Genomic DNA, 22,535 nt, shown 5'->3' on the forward strand with positions numbered 1-22,535 from the left:
AAAAACGACTAAACCATCGTGCTCCAGTTGAATATCGGATCACGATGGCTGCATAGTCTTTTTAGAGCTGTCTACTTGACGGGGTTAAGTCCAAATGATTGGTCTTTTTTTTTGCTTTTGTTTGTACATTTGCCTAATCATCATTGGGAGAAAAATCATATGTTACTCGTAAGGGGGTGAAGAAGATGAATTATGCAGCTGGTTTATATTTAGCGTGTATTTTAGCAGGCTTTGCCTTAATAAAAGTGCCAACAATCGGTTTTTTAGCTGGCCTATATCCTTTTTTTCATATCGTTGGAGTTCTTGCCATTCTAATTTTTGCTTTTGCACTTATATATTATGGATTAAAAGCACTTATTAAAAGTTAGTAAGCGTTTTCGATTCTGGATTAAAAAAAGATCAGGTTATCCGTAACCTGATCTTTTTTTATGGAATCCTTTATTTCGATTTAATCATAATAATTTCTTCTTCGGCTTTCGCTATTTTGACTAAATGAGAATCGAGCCGGCGATTAATATTTTGAATTTCACTGCTCTTTGTCTCCTCAATTCGCTGAAGCGATTCTTTAATATCAGATAGATCAATTTGGTTCACAGCCACTCTGTGTTCGATACTATCTACTTTTTCTAATCTAGTAAGTCGTTTTTCAATATTATCTAATTTTTCATTAAATTTATTAATTAAAGTTTTGATATCATTAATATTCTCTGTCAAGTTTTCAAGTTCACGCTCCATGGTATCATCTCCCCTTCTTGTTGTCATTATTTTATCATCGTTTGCACTATGATGAAGTTGTTAAAAACGACAACAATGTTAACACTTAGAAACAAAAACGTGAACAATTTATTAACTCATCCTTAACGACAGAGCTAAGTGAATATTATCACAGGCAGATTACTAAAAAAATTATATTCTTTCAATATAGGGAAAAGATACTTCTTTCCTCTAATAATGTGATTCTTACCACGTGAAAAGGTTGGTGTAAAATATGTTCATTTCGATTGATGAAAAGGCTGCCAGATGGTTCACTAAAGAGTTTGAATTTAATAAGCCATTTAGTATTCGAATGTTCCCAAGATATGCGGGATTTGGACAGCAGCATAATGGTTATAGCCTTGCCTTCACTAAGGAAACTCCTGAAGACATGGGTTTTACAAAAGAAATAAACGGTATTACTTTTTATATTGAAGGAAACGATGTATGGTTTTTTGAAAATACGGAAACATATTTGTCAGTTAATGACCTGATAGATGAATTGCAGGTTACCTTTAAGGAAGAATTCGCAACTGCCATTAATTAAGGGATAAAAAAGCAAGCCGAATCGCCGGCTTGCTTTTTTCGATTATTTAGTTTACTTGTTTACCTAAGCTTGGAGCAAGCAATTTTGCCCCCTCAAATACTGCAGCAAGCTTCTGTTCACCTTGTGCAAAGGTCGCATCAGCTGCTTCAAATGCTGGCTTGTCTTTTTTCAATTCATCAGCCTTCGCTTGATAAGATGCAGCATAATCCTTAACAGCAGCCTCAAGATCCGCTTTCTGATCCTTTAATTCAGCAGGAATTTGCAGACTATTTAGGTCTGCCGCTACTGCTGCAGCAGATGCACTTGCAGCAGCTCTATCCTCAGCTGTAGGCAATTCTTCAGGTTTCGCATCCTCCTTTGAGGCCTTCGCAACGTAAGCATTTAAATCAACATCTTTTGCGTTAATACGCTTACCAAGATCCATATAGAATTTGACTAATTCTTTTTTTACGTCAACTTTAGGAGCAGCTGCTTCTTGTGATTCTTTTGTGTCCTTCTTAGCTGTCTTCTCCTCGTTGCTGCTTGAGCAGGCAGCAAGTCCAGCAGCCATTGTTAAAGCTGATAATAATAACAAAAACTTCTTCATATTGTTTTCCCCCTAATATTCTTTTTATAAGCCTTGCTTATTTTACAACATTTAATAAGACGAAAGATATAAAAAAAGGTTTCAAAGATAATAGTTTTATTACCAATTACAGAAATCAGACAAAACCTCCTCTCATTTTGAGAGGAGGTTTTGTTTATAGGTGCTGATTATTGAATCCAGGCACCATCTTTCCCAATTTTAAACTTACCAATCATGGTATTGACAGCCATATGTCCGTCATTGTATAGATAGTACCACTTGTTGCTCACTTTAATCCAGCCGGTTACCATAATACCGTCAGCATTTAAGTAATACCATTTTCCGCTAGATTGAACCCATGAATTTATTTTCATGACTCCATTCCAATCTACAAAGTACCATTTTCCGTTTGCTTGAATCCATGAATTTATTTTCATGACTCCATTATTATCGACAAAGTACCATTTGCCGTTGGAAAGAATCCACTTATTAGTTGCCATTTTTCCATTTGCAGCAACATAATACCACTTACCGCTTGATAGTACCCATGCATTTGAAAGCATTGAACCGTTTCCTGCAAAATAGAACCAAGAGCCGTCGATTTCTTTCCATCCAGTAACCATGGTGTATTCTTCTTCGTCAAGGAAATATTTCTTCCCGGCAATTTCTAACCATCCACTTACTAATTCTCCAGTTGCAGGATCAATATAAACCCAAACGTTCTTATTGACTTCAATCCAACCGGTTTCAGCTTTAATTACTGTGGTTTCTACCTTTTCACTTACATTACCAGAAGCATCAGTAGCTGTCAGAACTAATACCGTACCTACTGCCTGTGCTTGGATTTCAATTTCAAAGTATCCATCTTCGTCAGCAATACCTGAACCGATCAACTTATCTTTTACTCTTACTTCAACTTTTGAACCTGCATCTGCATAACCAGCAACAAAAGTATCGAATTGTGTTACATCATAAATTAATTCTGGCACCGAAGGCGCAATTACGTTCATAACAATTACTTCAAACGCATTACTTTCATTCCCTGCAGCATCTACAGCAGTTACAAGGATCTTTGTACCTGCAGCCTGCTTCTCAATAGTAATTGAGTATTTTCCATCTGCATCTGCTACTGCTTTTCCGATTTCTTTGCCACCGACTTTTGCAATTACAGTTGCGTTAACTTCGGCAGTTCCAGTGATGACAACATCGTTTTTCGAAACCGGATTGGCTATCGGTGTTTTTGGTGCTGTAGCGTCGCTTACTGTTACAATCACTTCAGTACTTACGTTGCCTGCTGCATCGGCTGCAGTTACGACAATCTTTTTACCTGCTACTTGTTTTTCAATTGTGATAGTAAATTTGCCTTCTTTATCGGCTGTTGCTTTACCGATTTCTTGTCCGTCTACCTTCGCGACAACTGTTGCTCCCACTTCCGCTGTTCCGGAAATGACAGTATCATTCTCAGATACTGGTTGTACTACTGGTGCTTCTGGCGCCGTAGTATCTGGAGCAATGGTTCCAACTAATTCTTTTGTATCTCTTACACGAATACGTGTACCCTGTGCAAAGGCACCAGATAGACCGACTGCTTCAAGAGTGTCACCCTTTGAAAGAACTGGTACCGGACCACTTTGGTTCACAATATAACCGTCCGTAAAGACTAATACATCACCAGAACCATCATTAATCACATAAGAATTATCATCAAACTTAGAGACTACAGTTCCCTTCACCTTCACAAGCAGTCCTTGGTTCGCAGCAGAAGTTGCTTCACCAGTTGCTACTTGTTTCGGTTGGACAGGATCGACAGTTCCAATTTTAATAACATCCTTAGCAAAACTTGTAAACTCTAATTCTTTGTTATTTTCAAACGTCTTAATGTGACCGTACACACGCACTTTGTCACCTGGTTTAATAGAACCTTCTGGAACCTCTTGGAATGCCATAATACCGCCCGTTGCATCTTGCACGTAGAAGGCATCAAAGAAATTGCCTGCACCAGTTGTAACGGTTCCTTCGACAACAACATCTGTTCCATCATCAAGAGTACGTACATCCGCAATATTAGAAACTTTTGCTTCGCGGTGCGCTAACCAGTTGATAGCGTTAAACGTGAACTCGTCGTTGCCTTTTGGTTCAAACGATTCATCCATTTGCTTATCGTTGAAGATGTTCATACCTGATACAATTATACGGCCTTGATTGCCAATTTCTTCTGAAGCAATCATTGGAATGGCAGAACCGCCCGTTGTATCGGATACAGAGTCATAAGTGTATCCACCCTTGACATTGCCTTGATAGGTTGTTTCGTTACCTTTTGCGAGGATGACAACCTTACCGCTTTCTGTTAGCGCTTGGTTATCAACACCTGAAAGACTTGTTCCGCTGTAATAATCGATAAACGATACGCGGTCAGTGATATAGTTTGAAACTAAACTAGGATGTAATCTCACAGCATATGGGCTGACTTTTGGATCACTCCAGAAGTTACCTGTTTTGCTGTCATCAAATACCCCGTCGTTACCCATGCGGATAGATGAACCAATATCACTTAATAATGCATTGTTAATCGTAGGGTCTGTGCTGTTATTGCTTTTTCCAGCCATTAACAGGGAGCCGCCGTTTTTCACGAACTTCGCTACGGCTGCATTTTCATCAGCTGATAAAGCTGTTCTTGCGTGTGTTAAAACTAATACTTTTACACTGCTTAACACTTCGTCGGTTAGTGCCACTTTATTTTCAACTACTGTGTAGCCTTCTTTTTGAAGCATGAGTGTAAATGCTTTTAAATTGTCTTTATACGTACCGCTGTCTGCACTTGTATTTTCGTTGCCGTGGTTGGCATCGATTAATACTTTAATGCCAAGCGGCTCTTTGATTTGAACTGGTACTTTAAAGGTTGTGTCACCTAGATCTAAGCCATCAAGCGATGTGACAACGGCAATGAGCTTATGGTCGCCTTTGATCGGACTTGCCCAAGTTGCTGTTGCAGCAGCTGATCCTTTAGATAGAATAGATGAAATATTGTTTGTTCCAATTAAGTTTTCAGGCTTAACTTCATCGTAATAGAAGTCTACCTTAAGATTTTTCACTACTTCTGTTCCGTTGTTCGCAACAGTTGCTTTTAATGTAGCAGGGTTGCCGCCGACAATCACGCCGCCATCGACATCGATGCTGTTTACTTTTACATCGACTGACTCTTCTTTTGACCAGATTGGTGCAGAGTAAATGCGTTCGCCGTCCATTTGTGTAACCTTTACAACAAACCATTGTTGTCCGCCCGTTACGGTGTATGATGGCTTCCAAGTGAATTCTTTTTCCATCGGTGAAATCGAATCTACCACTTTTCCACCGTTTGTAATCAATTCCACTTTTTGAATTCTATCATCAGACTTATAAGATGTTGGAAGGTAGTTATAGTCGCTGTCATTATGCGCTTCAGCCACTAAGTCGCTTCCTGTGATGTTGAAGCTCAATTTTTTGCTGTCAACTGTTGAACCCATGTAGTATCCATTTGCTAAAACATCCAATGTAAAGTTTGGATCTTCTTCCATGTACACGCGCATGTTACGCATAGAGTGTAATAGGGATGCTTGGGAAAGGTCGTCCGCTACGATTACGGTACGAGCATTTACTTGGCCCCATGTTCCTTCATGGTTGTCTTCTCCATAAGTTGGAGCAACGTGCCAGCCTAAATCAAGAGCAGAGTAGAATTTACCTTCTGCATTGGCATATCCATAATGACCAGAACCATTACCCACCTCTAACATCGTGAATAGCTTGTCTACGTCTTTGTTATAAGGTTTAAAGTTGTTAAACGCATTAGCAGACATATCTGGGTGGTTAAATTGACCGACAATGTCGTCGTATGTCATAACCCATGCATAATATTGATTTAAATCTTGATATTGCTTCCCATTAATGTTTCGGTCGATAAAATTATCTGTACCGAAGATATTGGAGTGACCCCAAGTAGTTGAAGTCATTTCAAATGCAGGAAATACAACATAATCACTTGTAGTGTATTGCTTAGCTAAGTCTTTTGTTAATTGCCATTGTGATCCGCCTGAACGCTCCGGAACAGACACACCTGAAGCTGTTTTACGATCTACTGTATCTGAACCTAATTTTTCAGGGTCGATATCATGTGAGTGGTCAGAGAAAGCGAACCAATCGTAATGATGGGCTTTACCAGCTTTTAATGCATCTTCTGGTGTACCCGCACCATCATGTGAAATATTCGTGTGGTTGTGTGTTGTCCCACGGTAATGGTTTCCACCTGTAAAACGTGGAACCACTTCAAAGGTCCATTCTTTTTCAGCAAGGTTGCCTTTACCGTCTTTTGCTGAAACCTTAACCGTATGTGTACCTAGTTCAAGATCCGTTTCAGGAACATATTTCACTTGTGTTTTACTGATCGTTGCTGCAGGGGCAGTAAGCTCCTTGCCGTCAAGCCAGAATTGAATTGTTGTATCGTCAACACCGCTTGGGTCTTCAAGTAAAGCGGAAATTTCCGGTGTTGGACTTTCTACTTTATCTCCAGACTGTGGAGTTTCACCGGTAATTGCTGGTCCAGTCTTATCCTCCACCAATACTACCGCATATGGTGAAGCACTTGTTCCAGCTGATTGGACTTGAGTCCCTGCCTTAGCTTCAATGTAATACTCGAATCCATTTTGTGGTACATTCGCTGCTGTTAAAGTCGCAGTATAACGTCCGTCACCGCCATTTACCATTGGTAATGCAGTATATTCAGTAGAATCTTTTGCTCTGTAGTATACAGTTACAGATTCTGCACCATCGGCATTAGCTTCGAATTCAACATTTGTCTCTTTGTATACTTGCGTTAATGCTGTGTGCGTAATGCCTAAAATTGGAGATATATCCTTTACATCACGTGGATAGACTTGATATCCGTTTGTTGCTGAAGCATTCGTTGTATATTGGCCTAAAACACCTGTAACGACATAGCTTTTTCCAACTACAAGGTCAGTGTCAGGTTTAATACCTGTGGCACCCATTACCCGTAAAGTAGTAGCTTTGGCGTTTTCATCAACAAATGTTACGTTATAGTTCGCACCTGATGCAGCAACTGCAGAAACCTTTCCAGTTACAGTTACAAGACTGCCTTCAACCGGCTCGGCCGATGCGTACGTATTTAGGTCTAATATCGTTAACGCTTTAGGTGTTGGAATTGCGTTCCCTTCATTGATTTTCTCAATAGAAGTCGGTTCGAATTCCGTTAAGCCGTTATAACCTAGTACTTTACCTGTGATCCGTAATTTATCGCCTTTTAAAACCTTGTATCCGATATCAAGAGAAGAGCTGAAAATGTTGATCCCGGCTGTATCATCTTGAAGATAAAAATTTTGTTTTTGTGTACCAAGAATTTGGTTATCAACAGTGGCTACACCTTCAACCGTGAAGAACTTATTCAGGTTTACCGGCTGGCCTTTTGAGTCAGAAGCACGTACGTCCGCAAGCTTTGCAAGTGCCGTTGTATCGGCTTTTGTCACTGAAACTGGAACACTTTCTAACTTAATTCCTGTTGCAGAGCTTGTCATTTGCGTTACATAAACCTTATCAGGAGCATTGTTGATCGTTACGGAGAAATCTCCCGTTGTTCCTGCTTTAATTTCTTGCGCATTTAATTTTTCTGTTTTTGTTGCCGTATCGTTTGGATAAACATTAATGATAGCATTTGCTGCGGCAGCTCCTGCGCCGCCGATTAATGTCCCGACACCATCGGCTACAGCATAGCTTAATTTTGCTTGTGTCACAGAGGCACTCGCTGTCGCTAAATCAATTTTTATCGCAGCACTTTCAGCCAGACCAGTCTGGGTAGCCGCTACATAAACCGATGTTAACGCAGTTGAAAAACTAATATCAAAGGAACCATCCGCATTGGCAGTTCCAGTCGCAAGAACTGTACCTTTGGATGCGTTATCATAAATCTTGATGGTAGAATTCGCATCAACCGCTTCAGCTAGACCTGTTACTTTTGCTGAAGTGCCATCTTGTAAAAATTGAATATTCATTCCTTTTGGCTGTAAGCTTAATACTGGAACCATTGGATCTTCTGTTGGACTTGCAGTGTTTCTTGGAACAACCGTTCCTACAGCAAAATCCGCTGCATTATCGTCTGTATCCCAAGCATTTCCTTTACCAGGTGCCGGGTCTACGTTTGCGTATGGTCTACGTTGAGCACTTGTTGAATTTCCTGGAGCTTTAGTAGCTGCAGAACCTTCAAAAGCAGTTGCAGTCCCCAAACCAACAAAATCAATTGCTTCTGCTGGTTTTGCCACAGATGATGCCGTAGTTTTATCCTTAAATAAAGCAACTTTTGCATTACTAGCACCCATTGTAATTGCGCCAGTAACATCTGGAGTAGGAAGTTCTACACCATTTCCAGCACCGGCTGCTTCAGCAATTAGGTAATAACCATGGGCTTTAATCGTTCCCTTTAGAGGAGTTACCTGCCAAGTTGCTCCGTTGTAGGAAGCATATTGGACAGACCAGTTATCAAGGACAACATCTTGATTAGTTGGATTGTATAACTCGATAAAATCATTCTTGTACGGAGCTCCTGTATTACCTCCACCGCCAAAAAACTGGGAGATAACAACATGATCAGCTTGCTCGGCATGAGCCCTGCCAATTAAACTGCTTGGCAAAAATGTGCTGATAAGTAGCAGTGCTGTCATAAATGTACTCGTCCAGCGCTTTAACTTTCGATTGCTTGCTATCATTCACCTACCACCTTTTGTCTATATATTTTGAAAACACAAAATAGAAAGCGTTTTCATAGGCCTTCTATCCTGCATCTAGTTCTCTATAATTCTACAAAATTTTCAAACTGAAAGATATAAATTTTTTGTAAATTTATTATATAGATATTAAAAAAAAATTTATTAAATATGTACAAACAAGCACAAAATATGATTATATAGAGGAGAAATTTTATTTCACTTTAAATTGGTAAATTCAAGTAATTATTTTAATATAATATTTATCGAGAGGATTTTTTTAATGTATCGTTCTAGCAAAATTCGACAAGGGTTGAAAGTCAGACCTCTAACCTTGATTTCCCTAGTGCTTTTACTATTTATCTTTACCTCCTTCCCCTCCCAGTCATCAGCACATGCGTATAGTGCAAGTTATACACAGATAACAATGAATCAAGTAAAGACAGAAGTGATCTTCTCCATTGATACGTTATCGATACTGGAGTTACTTCCAAAGATAGATAAAAATAAAAATTGGGTTTTAGAGAAAACGGAAATTAACAGCGACAGGCATCATCTAGATGAATTAATTACAGAGGGGCTTACTCTTGATAAGGGTAACAGGGAACTAGAACCGAAAATCGAAAAGATGAAAATCGTCAAGAAAGGAAATAAAGAATTTTTATCAACTTACATGAGCTATCCTGCATTCTCACCAGGTGAAACACTCTCTTATAATGATGGATTTTATTTCAATGACACGGGCACTAACTATGTTGATCTCATCTCAGCATCCTATTTGGGTGAAACGAGTGAAGCAGTTTTAGAGGGGAAAAATAGAACCTGGACCTTTCTGGCCACCGAGGTGCAACAAGAGCAACAGGCTCCAGGAGGGCAATCGGCTCAGCAAAATACAAATCAAAGCCCAACAGACCAAGCAGAGCTGGAAAAATCCAATACTCCTACTTCCTGGTTCTCTTTTTTCAAATTAGGAATGATGCATATTCTTACAGGATATGACCACTTATTATTTCTATTTGCCTTATTGTTAAGAAAACAAACCTTTAAACAATATGCTGCCATAGTCACTTCTTTTACCATTGCACATAGCATTACATTAAGTCTTGCTGTCTTGGGCTGGATCACTTTGCCTTCACGCTTCGTCGAGGCGACAATCGCCTTCAGTATTTGCTACGTAGCACTAGAAAATATTTTCCGAAAAGAGATTAAATATCGCTGGAGTATCACCTTCTTATTCGGATTAATACATGGGCTGGGATTTGCCACTATATTAAAAGAAATGGCCATTCCAAAAAGCCACCTTGCCGTGGCGTTAATTAATTTTAACCTTGGAATTGAAGCCGTTCAGCTTACAATTGTTCTAATACTTTTGCCTTTACTTGGTTTAATCCAAAAGAAAATTTCTTACAAAAAGATTGTCCAAATTGGCTCAATTATCATCACCCTTTTGGGTGGGTTCTGGTTAATTGAGCGAATCTTTACTTAAAAAAGGATAAATACTTCTTAAAAAATATTTCACTATTTTATTAAGAAGTATTTTTTGCTTTTTATAATGTTAAATTGAGATAATAACATTACCATATTTATCTAAGAACGAGGGGTACAAAAATGTTCAAGCAAAAAAATAAATCAAGGCATCTTGCCGCTATTTCCCTTGCTGTGATGGCAATTGGATTCATTGCTACAATGCCTTATCAGGATTCACTTTGGGGTTTAATCCTGCAGGGTGGTTTCGAGGCAGGACTTGTCGGAGGGCTAGCCGATTGGTTTGCCGTAACCGCTTTGTTTCGACATCCACTTGGTATTCCTATTCCACATACAGCCTTACTCCCCAAGAATCGTAAAAGAATCATCGGGGGCATTATTTCAATGTTGGAAAATGATTGGCTGACAAAGGAAAGTATTCGTAAGAAAATTGATACCTTTCATTTCTCGGATAAAATTCTTTCCTTAATTGAAAAGGAATTACACTCGCCTGGTGTGCAAAAAAATTTCAAAACCCTTATTCAATATCTACTTAACAAAGTAGATATTAATAAAATTGCTCCCATTATCGAAAAGGAAATAAAGAATTATCTAAATGAACTGGATATTAAACACTTTCTACCTTTACTTATTGATCAAGTATCGATTAGGAAATACGATGAAAAAGCACTTGATTTTGTATTAAAAGAGATTGATGAATGGGCAACTAAAGAAACAACGAAATACAAACTCGGGGGAATGGCAGTTGACGCTATTGAAAATATAAAGGCAGATGGTATCATGCAGTTTGCTTTGAAGTCCTTTAGCAATCTAGTTAATGAGGAAAAATTAGGAGGAATTCTCCAGAATCTAATCCTTAAAGGCGTAGATAGTTTCCGTGATCCCTTTAATCAAAATAGACAAACCTTGCTCATTCATATCCATAATAAATTGCAAAACATTAAAAGTGATGTAAAGATTTATGATGAGATCGAACATTTTAAAACTCAATTGATTGACAAATGGGAACCTGAAGAAAAAATTATCAGCTTTTTAACTAAACTTCAGCAGAAAGCTGTTGAAACTTTAGACGATCCTATATTTATTAATGAATACTTACTGCCTTTAATTGAAAATAGCTTAAATGAATTTAAAGCAAATCCTGAAAAAATAAACAATCTGGAATCTTGGATTAAGAGACATATTTCCAACTTTGTCGATAATAATCATTCAAAAATAGGCAAACTTGTCGAAGAGAATTTAGAAAAGCTTGATAACGAAACACTCATCAACATGATTGAAAACAATGTCGGAAAGGACCTCCAATGGATCCGGGTAAATGGGGCTGTTTGCGGATTTTTAATCGGCCTCGTACTAATTGGAATAAAAACCTTTTTCTAAGCAGCCTTAATTTTGGGCTGTTTCTTTTTGAAAAAAAACAAATTATGTCCTATGAAATGAAAGTTCTTTTTCCATGTAGTTCTTCATATTTAGTACTGAAGTCATATTTTTTAGCTAAATAAGGAGGCTGAGGAATGGGGATCAGGTTTATTAAAATCTCTGTCGTGTATTTTGTCATTGGGGTTTGTATGGGAATGTATATGTCCATGACAGAGAAATTTGACCTAACGCCGGTACATGTCCATGTTAATTTGTTAGGATGGGTGTCAATGGCCCTAGCTGGACTCATTTATGCAGTTTATCCAAGTGCAGCGGAAACAGGATTAGCGAAAGTTCACTTCTGGCTCCATAATATTGCATTGCCTGTCATGATGATTGCCCTCGCGTGCTTAGTTTCTGGAGTTGAATCCGCTGGTCCTTTCATTGCCATTGGCGGAACATTATTGGTTCTGGCCATCATTCTTTTCGCCATAAATATCCTAAAGAATGTTAAGAGCTAGAAAAGCAGTAAAAGAATAATGATATTAACAAAGGACCCCAGAGGGTCCTTTGTTTCATAAAATCGTAAATCATAATCTATATCCAATTATTAATTAAAGCTGTTTCGATAAACATAGGGATCTTTAGGCTGGTTGATTGTTTTATAACTTGTCACTTTGATAACAGGAATTCTTGTCTTCATTTGAGGATAATATACGGTATCCACTTTTCCTGTTACCTGGTACCATTGGTCATTTGGAATATGAATGTCATTCGGGAATTGAATCATCATACCAAAGGCCCCAGAGTCTGCTATACAATGGATGATCCCAAACCGAAGTAAAAAGATTTGATTGTTGTTTAGGTCAGGACCGTTATAAGAGAAACCTTTAAAAGTAATTGTTTTCCCGACGAAATCTCCAGAATAATTATAAATAACTTCCAATGCTTTTAAATAATCATTATCAGTCAAGGTAATATTGTTTTTTACTTTATAAGACTTGGACTCCTTACGAACTAAATCTAAGAAGGCATCTTGCCCTAAAAATTGGCTCATATCAGGATTAAGAACTTGATGCATTCCGTACTGATCATTGCCATCCTCTAAGGTAGGGAATTGAAACCCTTTAGCATTCACTAGCTGTGAATCCAATGTTGCAACAGGCAAAAGAACACCTGTAAGGGCAGGTATTAATACAAAGGTGTAAGATAAAAATCTTTTTACCTTTTTTCCTTTCGATACTGTCTTTTTGTCAATTTCATGGTTATGATTGTGTTCGTGATCATGGTCATGGTCGCAATCACAACCAATGTGTTCCTTTTGCAGCTTCCTGTCAGATAAATACCATCTTATTCCTTCAGCAATCGTCAACAGAAATAACACCACGATCATGCTTTTAGATAGGAAGGCATATTTCATGTTTATATATTTCGAAATGTTCCCTGAAAGGTGTAGAGTAAAAAATAAGTTGGTAAACAATAATAAGATTACAACTCTAAACATTTAAATCCTCCTTTACAGAAGAAGTGAGCCAATGAATACAAATACTGAAATTAAAGATACCAATATAATAACGATTTTTTTCTGAAAATATCCAGTCATCATCAAAACATTTTTTATATCTAACATGGGCCCTAATACAAGAAAAGCTACAATAGAACTTTGGCCGAAACTATTTCTAAATGATGAAGCAACAAAAGCATCCGCTTCCGAACAAATCGATAAGATGAACGCTAAGCCCATCATGACTAAAATTGCTGTAACTTTTGTATCACCTAAAGTAAGCAGAATCTTTGTAGGCACATAAACCTGCATAGCAGCTGCAATCATTGACCCCATGACAAGAAATTTAGCTACACTTAGAAATTCATCAATTGTATGTGTAACAACACTAATCAGCTTTTGTTTGGTGTTTTGGTTTGAATGATCATGCACGTGCACATCAATATTCTCTTTCAATGGATTTTCTTTTATAACAAAAGATAGAACAATACCAACCAAAATAGAAACAACCAACGCGAAACCTGCTCTGTAGAAAACCATTGTCCAACTATCACCAAAGGCGATGAATGTGGCGAATACTACAATGGGATTGATAATAGGCGATGAGAGCATAAAGGAAATAGCCGCATGAGGGGCTACCCCCTTCTTTATTAATCTTGAAGCTATTGGGACAATTCCACATTCACACCCAGGGAATAATACACCTAAAAAACTAGCTGTAATAACTGATAAAAATCTATTTTTAGGCATCAGTCGAATAATCATATTTTCAGAAACGAATACTTCTATCAGTGCAGAAATTAATGCCCCTATGACAATAAACGGGATAGCTTCAATCACAATGCTGATAAAAATCGTATTTAATTGTAATAATCGATCCATAGAAGTACCTCCTTGAAGAAACACTTCATTACTAGGTTTATTTAAAAAACAATTTCTATCATATCAAAAAACAATGTATTTTGTTATGTTTTCATTTTCCAAATGTGGTAGATTACTTGGTTCAAAAGAATAAATACATCATACTACTTTAATTTTAATAATAAAAGCAAAAAGACAGCTCCATTAAAATCGGAACTGCCTAATGATAATTACTATTAAATCATGGTTGAAATGGCTCTAAATTATCTTTCCTTAGCTTTGCTTTTTCAAGATCAGATCTTCTGGAATCATATTGATAAATGGCACCTTCCCAATCTCCATACATTGGATTAGGGAAAACAATTAACTTCCTTCCAAATTCATACCTTTGCTTGTCGGCCATTTGTGCTCTTTGGGTTACAGACAGCCCCTCAAATCCACTGAAATCTCCAAGATTATCACCGAACAACAACACAATATCATGTGTTTTGGCAACCTGCATACGGCGTGCTTCTTTTCCTCTTTCTCCCTTTTGCTTCAATAAAACATGTGCTGCATCCGCTTGAGGCGCTCCTATATTTTGTAAATTTCTTATCGTTGCTGCTTTTAGAGCCTCTTTACGATTGGATATATAGTAAATTGCTACACCTTTTGAATCAGCATACTTTAAAAAGTCTATCGCTCCTGGTAAAGCTTCGGCAGCAGAACGTTCAACCCACGTTCCCCAATTTAAATAGGCAGTCGGCGGTGACATGATTTTCTTAGCGAATAGCGGGCTATTATCAATAACGGTCTCATCTAAATCCAGAACAATTGCAGGCTTCAATCCTTGTTTCCATTGTTTTTTACTAAGGATGTCATCCAATCGCATTCTTCCAATGTTATATCCTTGATAAAATAATGCCCTTGCCTCCCCTGCTTTTTGAAACCATAGAACTGACATTGTATTTTGCTCCTGCAACGGGTTAATAATGGTTTGTGACTCTGCCTGATCACAGGAAAAAGAAAAAAATAAGGTTAATGCTGTAATGCAGAGCATTTTACTCTTTTTCAATATGCGGCCCTCCTTTTTGATTTTATCTTAGTATGTGGAATCAAAGTAAAAAAATGAGGCCCTTTTTCCTGGGCCTCATTTAAACTTAACTTATTTGTTTTTTAGATGTAGTTTGGTTTATATCTCTTTTATGAAAACCTTTTAAATAATAAACTCCAACCAAGAATACTAGGAATAGCGGGCCAATCACTAAGGCAATTCTTGTATCCGGATTATAAGCCATTAGAGCAATGACAAATGCTAAAAAGGCTAATGAGATATACGAAGTAATCGGGAATAAAGGAACTTTGTATTTTAAATTCGTCACTTCATTCGGCTTTAAAGATCTACGATAACGAATTTGCGATAACAGGATAACTCCCCATGTCCATATCGCTCCAAATGTTGCAATACTAGTCACCCATGTAAAAACTTTTGCTGGAACGATATAGTTCAGCACTACACCAATTAATAAAGCACCTGCAGAGGCTAAAACCGCAATGCCTGGAACCCCATTTTTTGTTATTTTAGCAAAATTCTGAGGTGCTTCGCCGTGCTCCGCTAGATTGAATAGCATCCGTGCTGTACTAAAAATACCGCTGTTACAAGAGGAAAGGGCTGCCGTTAACACGACAAAGTTTATTATTCCTGCTGCTCCTGGAATGCCGATTTTTTCAAAAGTAAGAACAAACGGACTTCCTTTCGTTCCAATTTCTTCCCACGGATAAATCGACATGATCACGAACAAGGCACCTACATAAAAAATTAAAATTCGCCAAAAGACAGAGTCAATCGCCCTTGAAAGAGATTTCTCGGGATTTTTTACTTCCCCGGCTGTTACCCCAATCATTTCAATTCCAAGATAGGCAAACATAACCATTTGTAAGGACAGGAGAACACCTTTAATTCCATTTGGGAAAAAACCGCCATGTTCCCATAAATTTTTAATTCCTGTTGCAAGGCCGCCGTTTCCTAATCCAAAGAAAATCATTCCTGCTCCTACAGCGATCATTGCCAAAATGGTTACAATTTTAATAAGAGCAAACCAGAATTCCAATTCCCCATACGCTTTAACCGCTAAAAAGTTTACAGTTGCCATAATGACAAGTGCAGCAAGTGCCCAAATCCAACGTGGAACACCCGGGTACCAATATTCCATATAGATTCCCACTGCCGTAATTTCAGCCATACAAGTAACGACCCACAAAAACCAATAATTCCAGCCTGTTATATAACCTGCAAGCGGTCCCAAATAATCACGTGCGTATTTACTAAATGAACCGGCAACAGGTTTTTGAATCGCCATTTCCCCAAGGGCCCTCATAATGAAAAACATAATCAAGCCGCTAAAGGCATATCCAAATAAAATACCTGGTCCAGCCATTTTAATTGCGGTTGCCGAACCTAAAAACAGTCCAACTCCTATCGCTGCCCCTAAAGACATCAAGGTAATATGCCTTTCTTCTAAACCGCGATGAAGTTCTTTGCCATGAGTGTTCTTGCTCATATATTAATCTCCCCCTGATTAATCAACTTCAATTTCTCTTCCATCCCAATTCATTTGATTTTATTAAAATAGTAACAATATTATTTATTTTACCACAACGGTATAAAGTATTAGTGTTTTTTTCTCCCTTTTTCCTAATTGATAACGCTTTCAAAATAGAGTTTCTTAAATAATTACTTTTTTGAATATTTCTTGAAATTATCTTAACATTATTGTGAGCGATTTTTTTTGTAAAAAAACAAGAAATTTGCGCTTTTATTTTGTAAAATTAAACAAAGGTTATTATTAATTCTTCCATTATGGAGGTCACAAGTTTGAGTAATAGATTACATGATCCTTTTAGAACAGCATTTGATAGTTTAGATGAATTTGCTGACCTCATTAGTCAGGTTTTGAAGTGTCCTGTGACCATTGAGGATTCGAATCATCGGCTTCTTGCCTATAGTACCCATGATGAACGGACAGATTCGGCAAGAATTTCGACGATTATTGGCCGCAGAGTTCCAGAGAAAGTTATTAATCAATTATGGAAAGAAGGAACGATTCCTGCTCTCCTTAAAACAAATGAGCCAATTCGTGTAAAGAGTATTGATGAAGTAGGACTCAGCAACAGGGTCGCCATTTCGATTTGGAAGCAGGAAGAGGTAATCGGATTTATTTGGGCATTAGAAATCGACAAATCCTTAACGGATGATGATTTTAGCCTATTAAAACAGGCTGCAGATGCTGCCAAAAATAAACTCCTTCAGCTTCAGACAAGGAAAAATAAAAAGGAAGAACGTTCTCAAGAATTTTTCTGGAAGCTTTTAACCGGTCATTTGAAAGTTCAGGAAGAAATATTGGAAAACTTCCATACTTTGCAAATAACACCTTCGTCTTCGTTTGCCGTTTTAGTTTTCCAGTTTAATAAAAATATTACCAGTAAAGAAGAGCAAAACATCTCTTATCTTTTAAAAACAAACCAGCGCCTGAAAATAATGCTTTATACCATAGACTGTAACCAGCTCATTCTATTAATATCTGCTGAAGGATTAGAAAACCCGCTTTCAGAGCTTGAACAATTTAGTAAGGTTTTTGTACTAAAGATGGGGGATCGATACGGAGTTAGGGATATCACACCTGTTTTGAGTGGTATTTATAAGGATTATCAAAAAATCAGGCAAGCCTATGAAGAGACATTATCTGTTTTATCTGTTAAACAAAAATTCCCTTTCGAAACAAAAGACATATACAATTATCAAAAGCTTGGCATTTATCAATTCTTAGGTCTCCTGTTGGAAAAAAGGAAAAACGAAGAATATGAAAACTATTCCTTAACAAAGCTACACGATTATGATCAGAAGCATAATAGCAATCTTGTGGAAACCTTAGAGATTTTTTTAAATAATGATAATAACATTAATGATGCTGCTAAGGAATTAAATGTCCACGCTAATACGTTAAATTACCGCTTGAAAAGAATCGCCGAAATTGGCGAGGTGAATTTTAAGGATCCGAATCAAAAAATGATGCTTTACGTAGATTTAAAACTTGAAAAATATCAGGGGATTTGAACCTTTTGTGAAAATCCCCAAAAAGTGAAAGAATCTTTCTCCTTTCTTAACAAAGAAATTTTTTGGCTAACCTTTTATACTTTAGCCATAGGTAAATTACTTTTAAGTTAATTAGGGAGGAATTTGGGTTATGTTTATTGGTGTACCTAAAGAAATTAAAAACAATGAAAATCGTGTAGCACTTACTCCAGCTGGAGTTGTTTCATTATTAAATGCGGGTCATATTGTTTTAGTAGAAAAGGACGCCGGTATTGGAAGCGGTTTCACTAATGAGGATTACGCAAAAGCCGGTGCTGAGATTATCGACAGTGCTGAACAAGTTTGGACAAAAGCGGATATGATTATGAAGGTAAAAGAACCTCTTACAAGTGAATACAAGTACTTCCGTCAAGGTTTAATCCTATTTACGTATTTACATCTTGCTGCTGAGCCCCCTCTCGCTCAAGCACTTAAAGATAGCGGCGTAATTGCTATTGCTTACGAAACAGTAACAGCAAACAGAACGCTTCCACTTTTAACTCCAATGAGCGAAGTAGCTGGACGTATGGCTGCTCAAATCGGAGCACAGTTCTTACAAAAGAATAATGGCGGCCAAGGCATCCTTCTTGCAGGTGTACCTGGGGTTAACCGAGGTAAAGTAACCATCGTCGGCGGTGGGATTGTTGGAACAAACGCTGCAAAAATGGCAATTGGTCTTGGTGCAGATGTTACCATCATCGACTTAAGCGCTGACCGTCTTCGCCAGCTTGATGATATTTTCGGAAATCAAATTAAAACATTAATGTCTAATCCCTTCAATATTGCAGAAGCAGTTGCAGAAGCAGATCTTTTAATTGGTGCAGTTCTAATTCCTGGTGCAAAAGCTCCTAAGCTTGTAACAGAAGAAATGGTTAAAACTATGAAACCGGGTTCAGTTATCGTGGACGTTGCCATTGACCAAGGTGGAATTGTTGAAACAATCGACCATGTCACAACTCACGACAATCCAACTTTCGAAAAGCATGGAGTGATTCACTACTCTGTTGCGAATATGCCTGGTGCTGTTCCTAGAACTTCAACTATTGCTTTAACGAATGTAACGGTTCCATATGCCCTTCAAATCGCTAATAAAGGCGTTTATAAGGCTATTGCTGAAAACGCAGCATTAAAACAAGGCGTGAACGTTGCTAACGGTGAAATCACATTCGAAGCGGTTGCCAAGGATCTTGGTTATGAGTATGTAACAGTAGAAGATGCTCTTCAAAAAGAACTTGCAGCTATCTAATAAAAAAATGTGCCCCTCAAGAGTTTTCTTGGGGGGCACATTTTTTATTCCTTCCATTTATATAAAGTAATATCATGATATACAGGGTCAAAAAGTTCATTTGATTGAAAGCTTGAGACCTTTGTAATTTTTCCGTCCAAAGAAACCCCTTGTGCCCGGAAACCTTTTACGACCTTATCCGTCAGCAAAATTGTTTTACCATGATAATACTTTAAATCCGAGAGGAAAAATTCGTACGTTTCGATTCGTTTGTGAGTATATGGGGCATGCAAGTATTGCAGAACCCTTGTTTCTTCCCATGTATATAGCACGATTGGCTCGTCAATTTTTTCAAGGTAAGCATTCATTTTATAAATAGCCGGGCTTTCTGTTGCCTCTGCCTTTACTAATATAACATCGTGCCAAACCTGTTGTCCCAATAGGAACAAAGACAGTGCAAGAATCAGAAAAGAGGATTTCCTTGAAAAAATGATGATACATAGTAAAAATACCAACAGAATTACAAGCGGCAGCGTGTGCCGTGCCTTATCAACGTTTTGTGCCAGCAGGCCCCATATAAAATAACTGCTGAACATTAAATATACCAACCTCATTAAAGGGTGAGCAGGTTTATTTTTTTTAGATAAAGCTAGCAGGATTGTGTAAATAAGAATGATTATGGCTGATTTGGCTGCGAGTCCTGTCCAGATGATATTATCCCAGGTAAAAATAAAAAACCTTTCAAAAAAACTTATTTTGGATGTTTCAATTGCACCGCCCCAGTCATTGAAATGACCGCTTGTAAAGGCTAAGGAGAGCTTGATAAAACCAGTCAGACTGCCTTCCGAATAAATGAGTGCCACTACCCAGCAGGCTTGAAAAGCAAAGCCAAAGAGAGAAAAATAAATAATCTCTTTCCAAGTGGTGGTATTATTTTTCATTTTAGAATAAAAAAGAAAAAGGATGCCGATTGCAAAAGGCAAATAAGAAAGGCGAATACCTAACATGATACTTAACAACCCTAATGGCAGCAAAATATAGGTTGAATTTCTCCTTTCAAATGCAAAAAGCAAACTCCATAAATACCACCAAAAGGCGGCAAGTGCCGCCCCTTCTGACATAGGCTGATTGACCATGATAATACAATAACTGGTTGAATAGATTATAGCTGTTGAAAGCCATGAATAAGGGCACGTTAATAATCTCCTGCATAACTTGTAAACGGGAAAAATTGAAGAGGCATAAAATAAAATATTAAATAACGTTAATGCCTCTGATGGATTTTTCACAAAAGGACTCAACATTTTACCGCCAAGAATAAAAAAGGGATATCCCGGAAAGTGTGGCTGCATCGCCATTAAATCAAAACGCAAGACGGCAAGAGTAAAATCAACTTGATCCCAGGACGAGGTAAACGGATTAACAAACAGGAGTTGAGAAATAAAAACGATTATGATTGACAAAATAGATAAGGTAATTAACAGGGTGCATTGCAACGGAATAGATATTTTCATATTTTCACACGCCTTATAGAGAAAAAGTACAAGGCATTATTGCCTTGCACTTTTATTATAAAAGATTATTTTGCTTGTGGTTTAAGAACCTGAGCATTGTTTGGAGCTTCTTCCTTTTTATGCTTTGCAGCCGACGGCTTAGAGGATGTCAGCAGCAAAATTGCGACAAAGTACCCGATATAAGCTAACACTTCTTCAATTGATGGCATCGAAGAATAGCCAAATAATGCTTTTAAGAATACACCGATATCTCCCGAAAGAATTGGAGCCGTTCCGTGGTCACGCAGATAATGTGTATAATCAATCGGATGCTCTGGCAGAAACCAGGTTAAATCATAAACATGAGGAAGAATACTTCCGATTATGTTAAGGTCCTGCATCATGGAGATTGCTTGAACGAGTAATCCAGCAGATATTAAAATGATAAAAGCACCTGTAAATTTAAAGAAAGTACTCAATGGCACTTTCATAGTACCCTTAAAGAACAAATAAGAAACAATCGCGGCTATAACTACCCCAGTGATGGCCCCCCACCCCTGCATGGCAGCGCCGATGTTTCCGCCCGTAATAGCCGCAAAGAAAAACACAGTCTCTACTCCTTCACGAAGAACAACGAGAAACGAGTGGATAACCATGCCGACGACATTGCCGGTGGAAATAAATTTATTCATTTTTCCTTCCATGTTCCCTTTTATATCACGGCTATGACTCGCCATCCAGAAAACCATTTGGGTTAATAAGACCGTAGAGACCAGCATAATCCCTATTTTGAGATACATTTCGCTTCCCATTGCAGCAAAGCCGGTAAAAACTAGTTGGAATAATAGGGCTACCCCAACACTCGCTAAAACAGCAAGCCCAGCCCCTAACCAAACATATTTATTGAACTGCTTATGATTAACTCTTCTTAAATAGGTTGTAATAATCCCAACAATTAATAACGCCTCTAAGACTTCACGAAATGTAATTAACAGTGCTTGAATCTCCACAGCCTTTTCTCCTCCCCAATGGTGTCTTTTTATTTTCTTCTTCTACGGATTACAAAAATAATAACGGCAATAAGGACAGCGACGATTAATACGAGCGGAATCCAGTTTCGAATATTAGAAGGATCCGTCCAGTCCTTTTTAGCTGCAGCTTGTTCGGTGGCACTTTCAGCAAAATGACCGACCTCAAGGCTTTTTAATTTAAATTCTGTTTTTAAACTATTTAAGATTTCATCTTTATTTTCTTTAAAAGCATCTAAATTTGCTTCCTTCTTCCCTACTCCAAACAATCCTGGATTCCCCAATGCTTCGAGTGATTGATCAAAATCCGCTCGAATCTTTTTATCATTCTCAGGATTTTCAGCCTCAACCTTAGGAGATAAAGCATCGTATGTAGCAAATCCTTTGGCAAGCAGACGTTTGGTTGTGTCATATTCTTTAAAATTGCTTTCAATGCTTTCCAAGCGTCTGGCAATATTTAAAACCAACAACTTTTCCATATTGGAAATGGCGGCTTCTTTATCTTTTGCATCGAGATTGCCAATAATTAATTTAGCAGGCTCAGGACCCATATGCATGTCAATTTCTTCTTTTACGGTTTCGAATAGCTTTTTCGCAGATGTGAAATTGGGAGGGTTCTCATCAAGCTTTACGACCATTTCCTTGTATACTTCAGCAACCTTCTCTTCATTTGGATCCCCGTAGGAATAAGCATGGGCCCCGGTAATGGAGAAGCTGTTCAATATGATTGCCATAATAAAAAATAAAACTGAGAATTTTTTCATCTACAAATTCCCTCCTACACTGATAATGATAATGATTATCATTCGTGATGTCAATGACTCAAAACAGAATGTCACATAATTAACATAATTATCT

General features: G+C 37.8%; 17 protein-coding genes. 7 read left to right on the forward strand and 10 right to left on the reverse strand.

The annotated features are described in order from the left end of the window. Nucleotides 1-185 precede the first annotated feature (185 nt). Entirely contained in the window at nucleotides 186-368 is a 183-nt protein-coding gene (locus tag PH210_RS21570) for a hypothetical protein (protein ID WP_289988391.1), read from the forward strand. Nucleotides 369-438: 70 nt separating this feature from the next. On the opposite strand, the gene PH210_RS21575 is transcribed toward PH210_RS21570, so the two are convergent. Continuing rightward, a complete protein-coding gene (locus tag PH210_RS21575) occupies nucleotides 439-762 on the reverse strand; it encodes a hypothetical protein (RefSeq protein ID WP_289988392.1) in 324 nt (107 codons plus the stop codon). Nucleotides 763-988: 226 nt separating this feature from the next. Between PH210_RS21575 and PH210_RS21580 the strand changes: the two genes are divergently transcribed. Continuing rightward, the gene (locus PH210_RS21580; RefSeq protein ID WP_289988394.1) at nucleotides 989-1,300 is read left to right on the forward strand and encodes a HesB/YadR/YfhF family protein; all 312 of its coding nucleotides are present in this window, start codon (nucleotides 989-991) and stop codon (nucleotides 1,298-1,300) included. A gap of 46 nt (nucleotides 1,301-1,346) precedes the next feature. On the opposite strand, the gene PH210_RS21585 is transcribed toward PH210_RS21580, so the two are convergent. Together PH210_RS21585 and PH210_RS21590 are read right to left on the reverse strand one after the other, a co-directional pair. Then, entirely contained in the window at nucleotides 1,347-1,886 is a 540-nt protein-coding gene (locus PH210_RS21585) for a hypothetical protein (RefSeq protein WP_289988396.1), read from the reverse strand. A 167-nt stretch (nucleotides 1,887-2,053) separates the two neighbouring features. Continuing rightward, nucleotides 2,054-8,614: an Ig-like domain-containing protein gene (locus tag PH210_RS21590; RefSeq protein WP_289988397.1), complete on the reverse strand. Its 6,561-nt coding sequence runs from the start codon at nucleotides 8,612-8,614 to the stop codon at nucleotides 2,054-2,056. A 280-nt stretch (nucleotides 8,615-8,894) separates the two neighbouring features. Between PH210_RS21590 and PH210_RS21595 the strand changes: the two genes are divergently transcribed. The 3 genes from PH210_RS21595 (at nucleotide 8,895) to PH210_RS21605 (ending at nucleotide 11,976) form a co-directional block, all read left to right on the forward strand. Then, entirely contained in the window at nucleotides 8,895-10,097 is a 1,203-nt protein-coding gene (locus PH210_RS21595; protein ID WP_289988399.1) for a HupE/UreJ family protein, read from the forward strand. A gap of 122 nt (nucleotides 10,098-10,219) precedes the next feature. Continuing rightward, nucleotides 10,220-11,476, forward strand: coding sequence for a DUF445 domain-containing protein (locus PH210_RS21600; RefSeq protein WP_289988401.1), 1,257 nt, complete (start codon nucleotides 10,220-10,222; stop codon nucleotides 11,474-11,476). Nucleotides 11,477-11,610: 134 nt separating this feature from the next. Then, nucleotides 11,611-11,976 (forward strand): cytochrome-c oxidase, encoded by a 366-nt coding sequence (locus tag PH210_RS21605; protein ID WP_289988404.1) that lies wholly within the window; start codon nucleotides 11,611-11,613, stop codon nucleotides 11,974-11,976. Nucleotides 11,977-12,065: 89 nt separating this feature from the next. On the opposite strand, the gene PH210_RS21610 is transcribed toward PH210_RS21605, so the two are convergent. The 4 genes from PH210_RS21610 to alaP all read right to left on the reverse strand — a co-directional run bounded on the left by PH210_RS21610 (nucleotide 12,066) and on the right by alaP (nucleotide 16,360). Next, nucleotides 12,066-12,959: a TIGR03943 family putative permease subunit gene (locus tag PH210_RS21610; RefSeq protein WP_289988405.1), complete on the reverse strand. Its 894-nt coding sequence runs from the start codon at nucleotides 12,957-12,959 to the stop codon at nucleotides 12,066-12,068. 12 nt (nucleotides 12,960-12,971) lie between these two features. Further along, a complete protein-coding gene (locus PH210_RS21615; RefSeq protein ID WP_289988407.1) occupies nucleotides 12,972-13,841 on the reverse strand; it encodes a permease in 870 nt (289 codons plus the stop codon). 220 nt (nucleotides 13,842-14,061) lie between these two features. After that, complete coding sequence (locus PH210_RS21620) at nucleotides 14,062-14,874, reverse strand: 5'-nucleotidase, lipoprotein e(P4) family (RefSeq protein ID WP_289988409.1); 813 nt, start codon at nucleotides 14,872-14,874, stop codon at nucleotides 14,062-14,064. 85 nt (nucleotides 14,875-14,959) lie between these two features. Beyond that, the gene (gene alaP, locus PH210_RS21625; RefSeq protein WP_289988412.1) at nucleotides 14,960-16,360 is read right to left on the reverse strand and encodes an alanine permease AlaP; all 1,401 of its coding nucleotides are present in this window, start codon (nucleotides 16,358-16,360) and stop codon (nucleotides 14,960-14,962) included. A gap of 314 nt (nucleotides 16,361-16,674) precedes the next feature. Here alaP and PH210_RS21630 point away from each other — a divergent pair, with 314 nt between their 5' ends. Together PH210_RS21630 and ald are read left to right on the forward strand one after the other, a co-directional pair. Next, nucleotides 16,675-17,913, forward strand: coding sequence for a PucR family transcriptional regulator (locus tag PH210_RS21630; RefSeq protein ID WP_483312136.1), 1,239 nt, complete (start codon nucleotides 16,675-16,677; stop codon nucleotides 17,911-17,913). Nucleotides 17,914-18,043: 130 nt separating this feature from the next. Continuing rightward, nucleotides 18,044-19,177, forward strand: coding sequence for an alanine dehydrogenase (gene ald, locus PH210_RS21635; protein WP_289988416.1), 1,134 nt, complete (start codon nucleotides 18,044-18,046; stop codon nucleotides 19,175-19,177). A gap of 44 nt (nucleotides 19,178-19,221) precedes the next feature. Here ald and PH210_RS21640 read toward each other — a convergent pair whose 3' ends face one another. The 3 genes from PH210_RS21640 to PH210_RS21650 form a co-directional block, all read right to left on the reverse strand. Next, complete coding sequence (locus PH210_RS21640) at nucleotides 19,222-20,670, reverse strand: glycosyltransferase family protein (protein WP_289988418.1); 1,449 nt, start codon at nucleotides 20,668-20,670, stop codon at nucleotides 19,222-19,224. 65 nt (nucleotides 20,671-20,735) lie between these two features. Further along, complete coding sequence (locus tag PH210_RS21645) at nucleotides 20,736-21,659, reverse strand: FTR1 family iron permease (RefSeq protein ID WP_289988420.1); 924 nt, start codon at nucleotides 21,657-21,659, stop codon at nucleotides 20,736-20,738. Between the two features lie 29 nt (nucleotides 21,660-21,688). After that, nucleotides 21,689-22,441: an EGFR-like transmembrane domain-containing protein gene (locus PH210_RS21650; protein WP_289988422.1), complete on the reverse strand. Its 753-nt coding sequence runs from the start codon at nucleotides 22,439-22,441 to the stop codon at nucleotides 21,689-21,691. Between the last annotated feature and the right edge of the window lie 94 nt (nucleotides 22,442-22,535).

Origin of the sequence: Paenibacillus sp. BSR1-1 (assembly GCF_030403775.1) — a bacterium.
Taxonomy (GTDB): domain Bacteria; phylum Bacillota; class Bacilli; order Bacillales; family Cytobacillaceae; genus Neobacillus.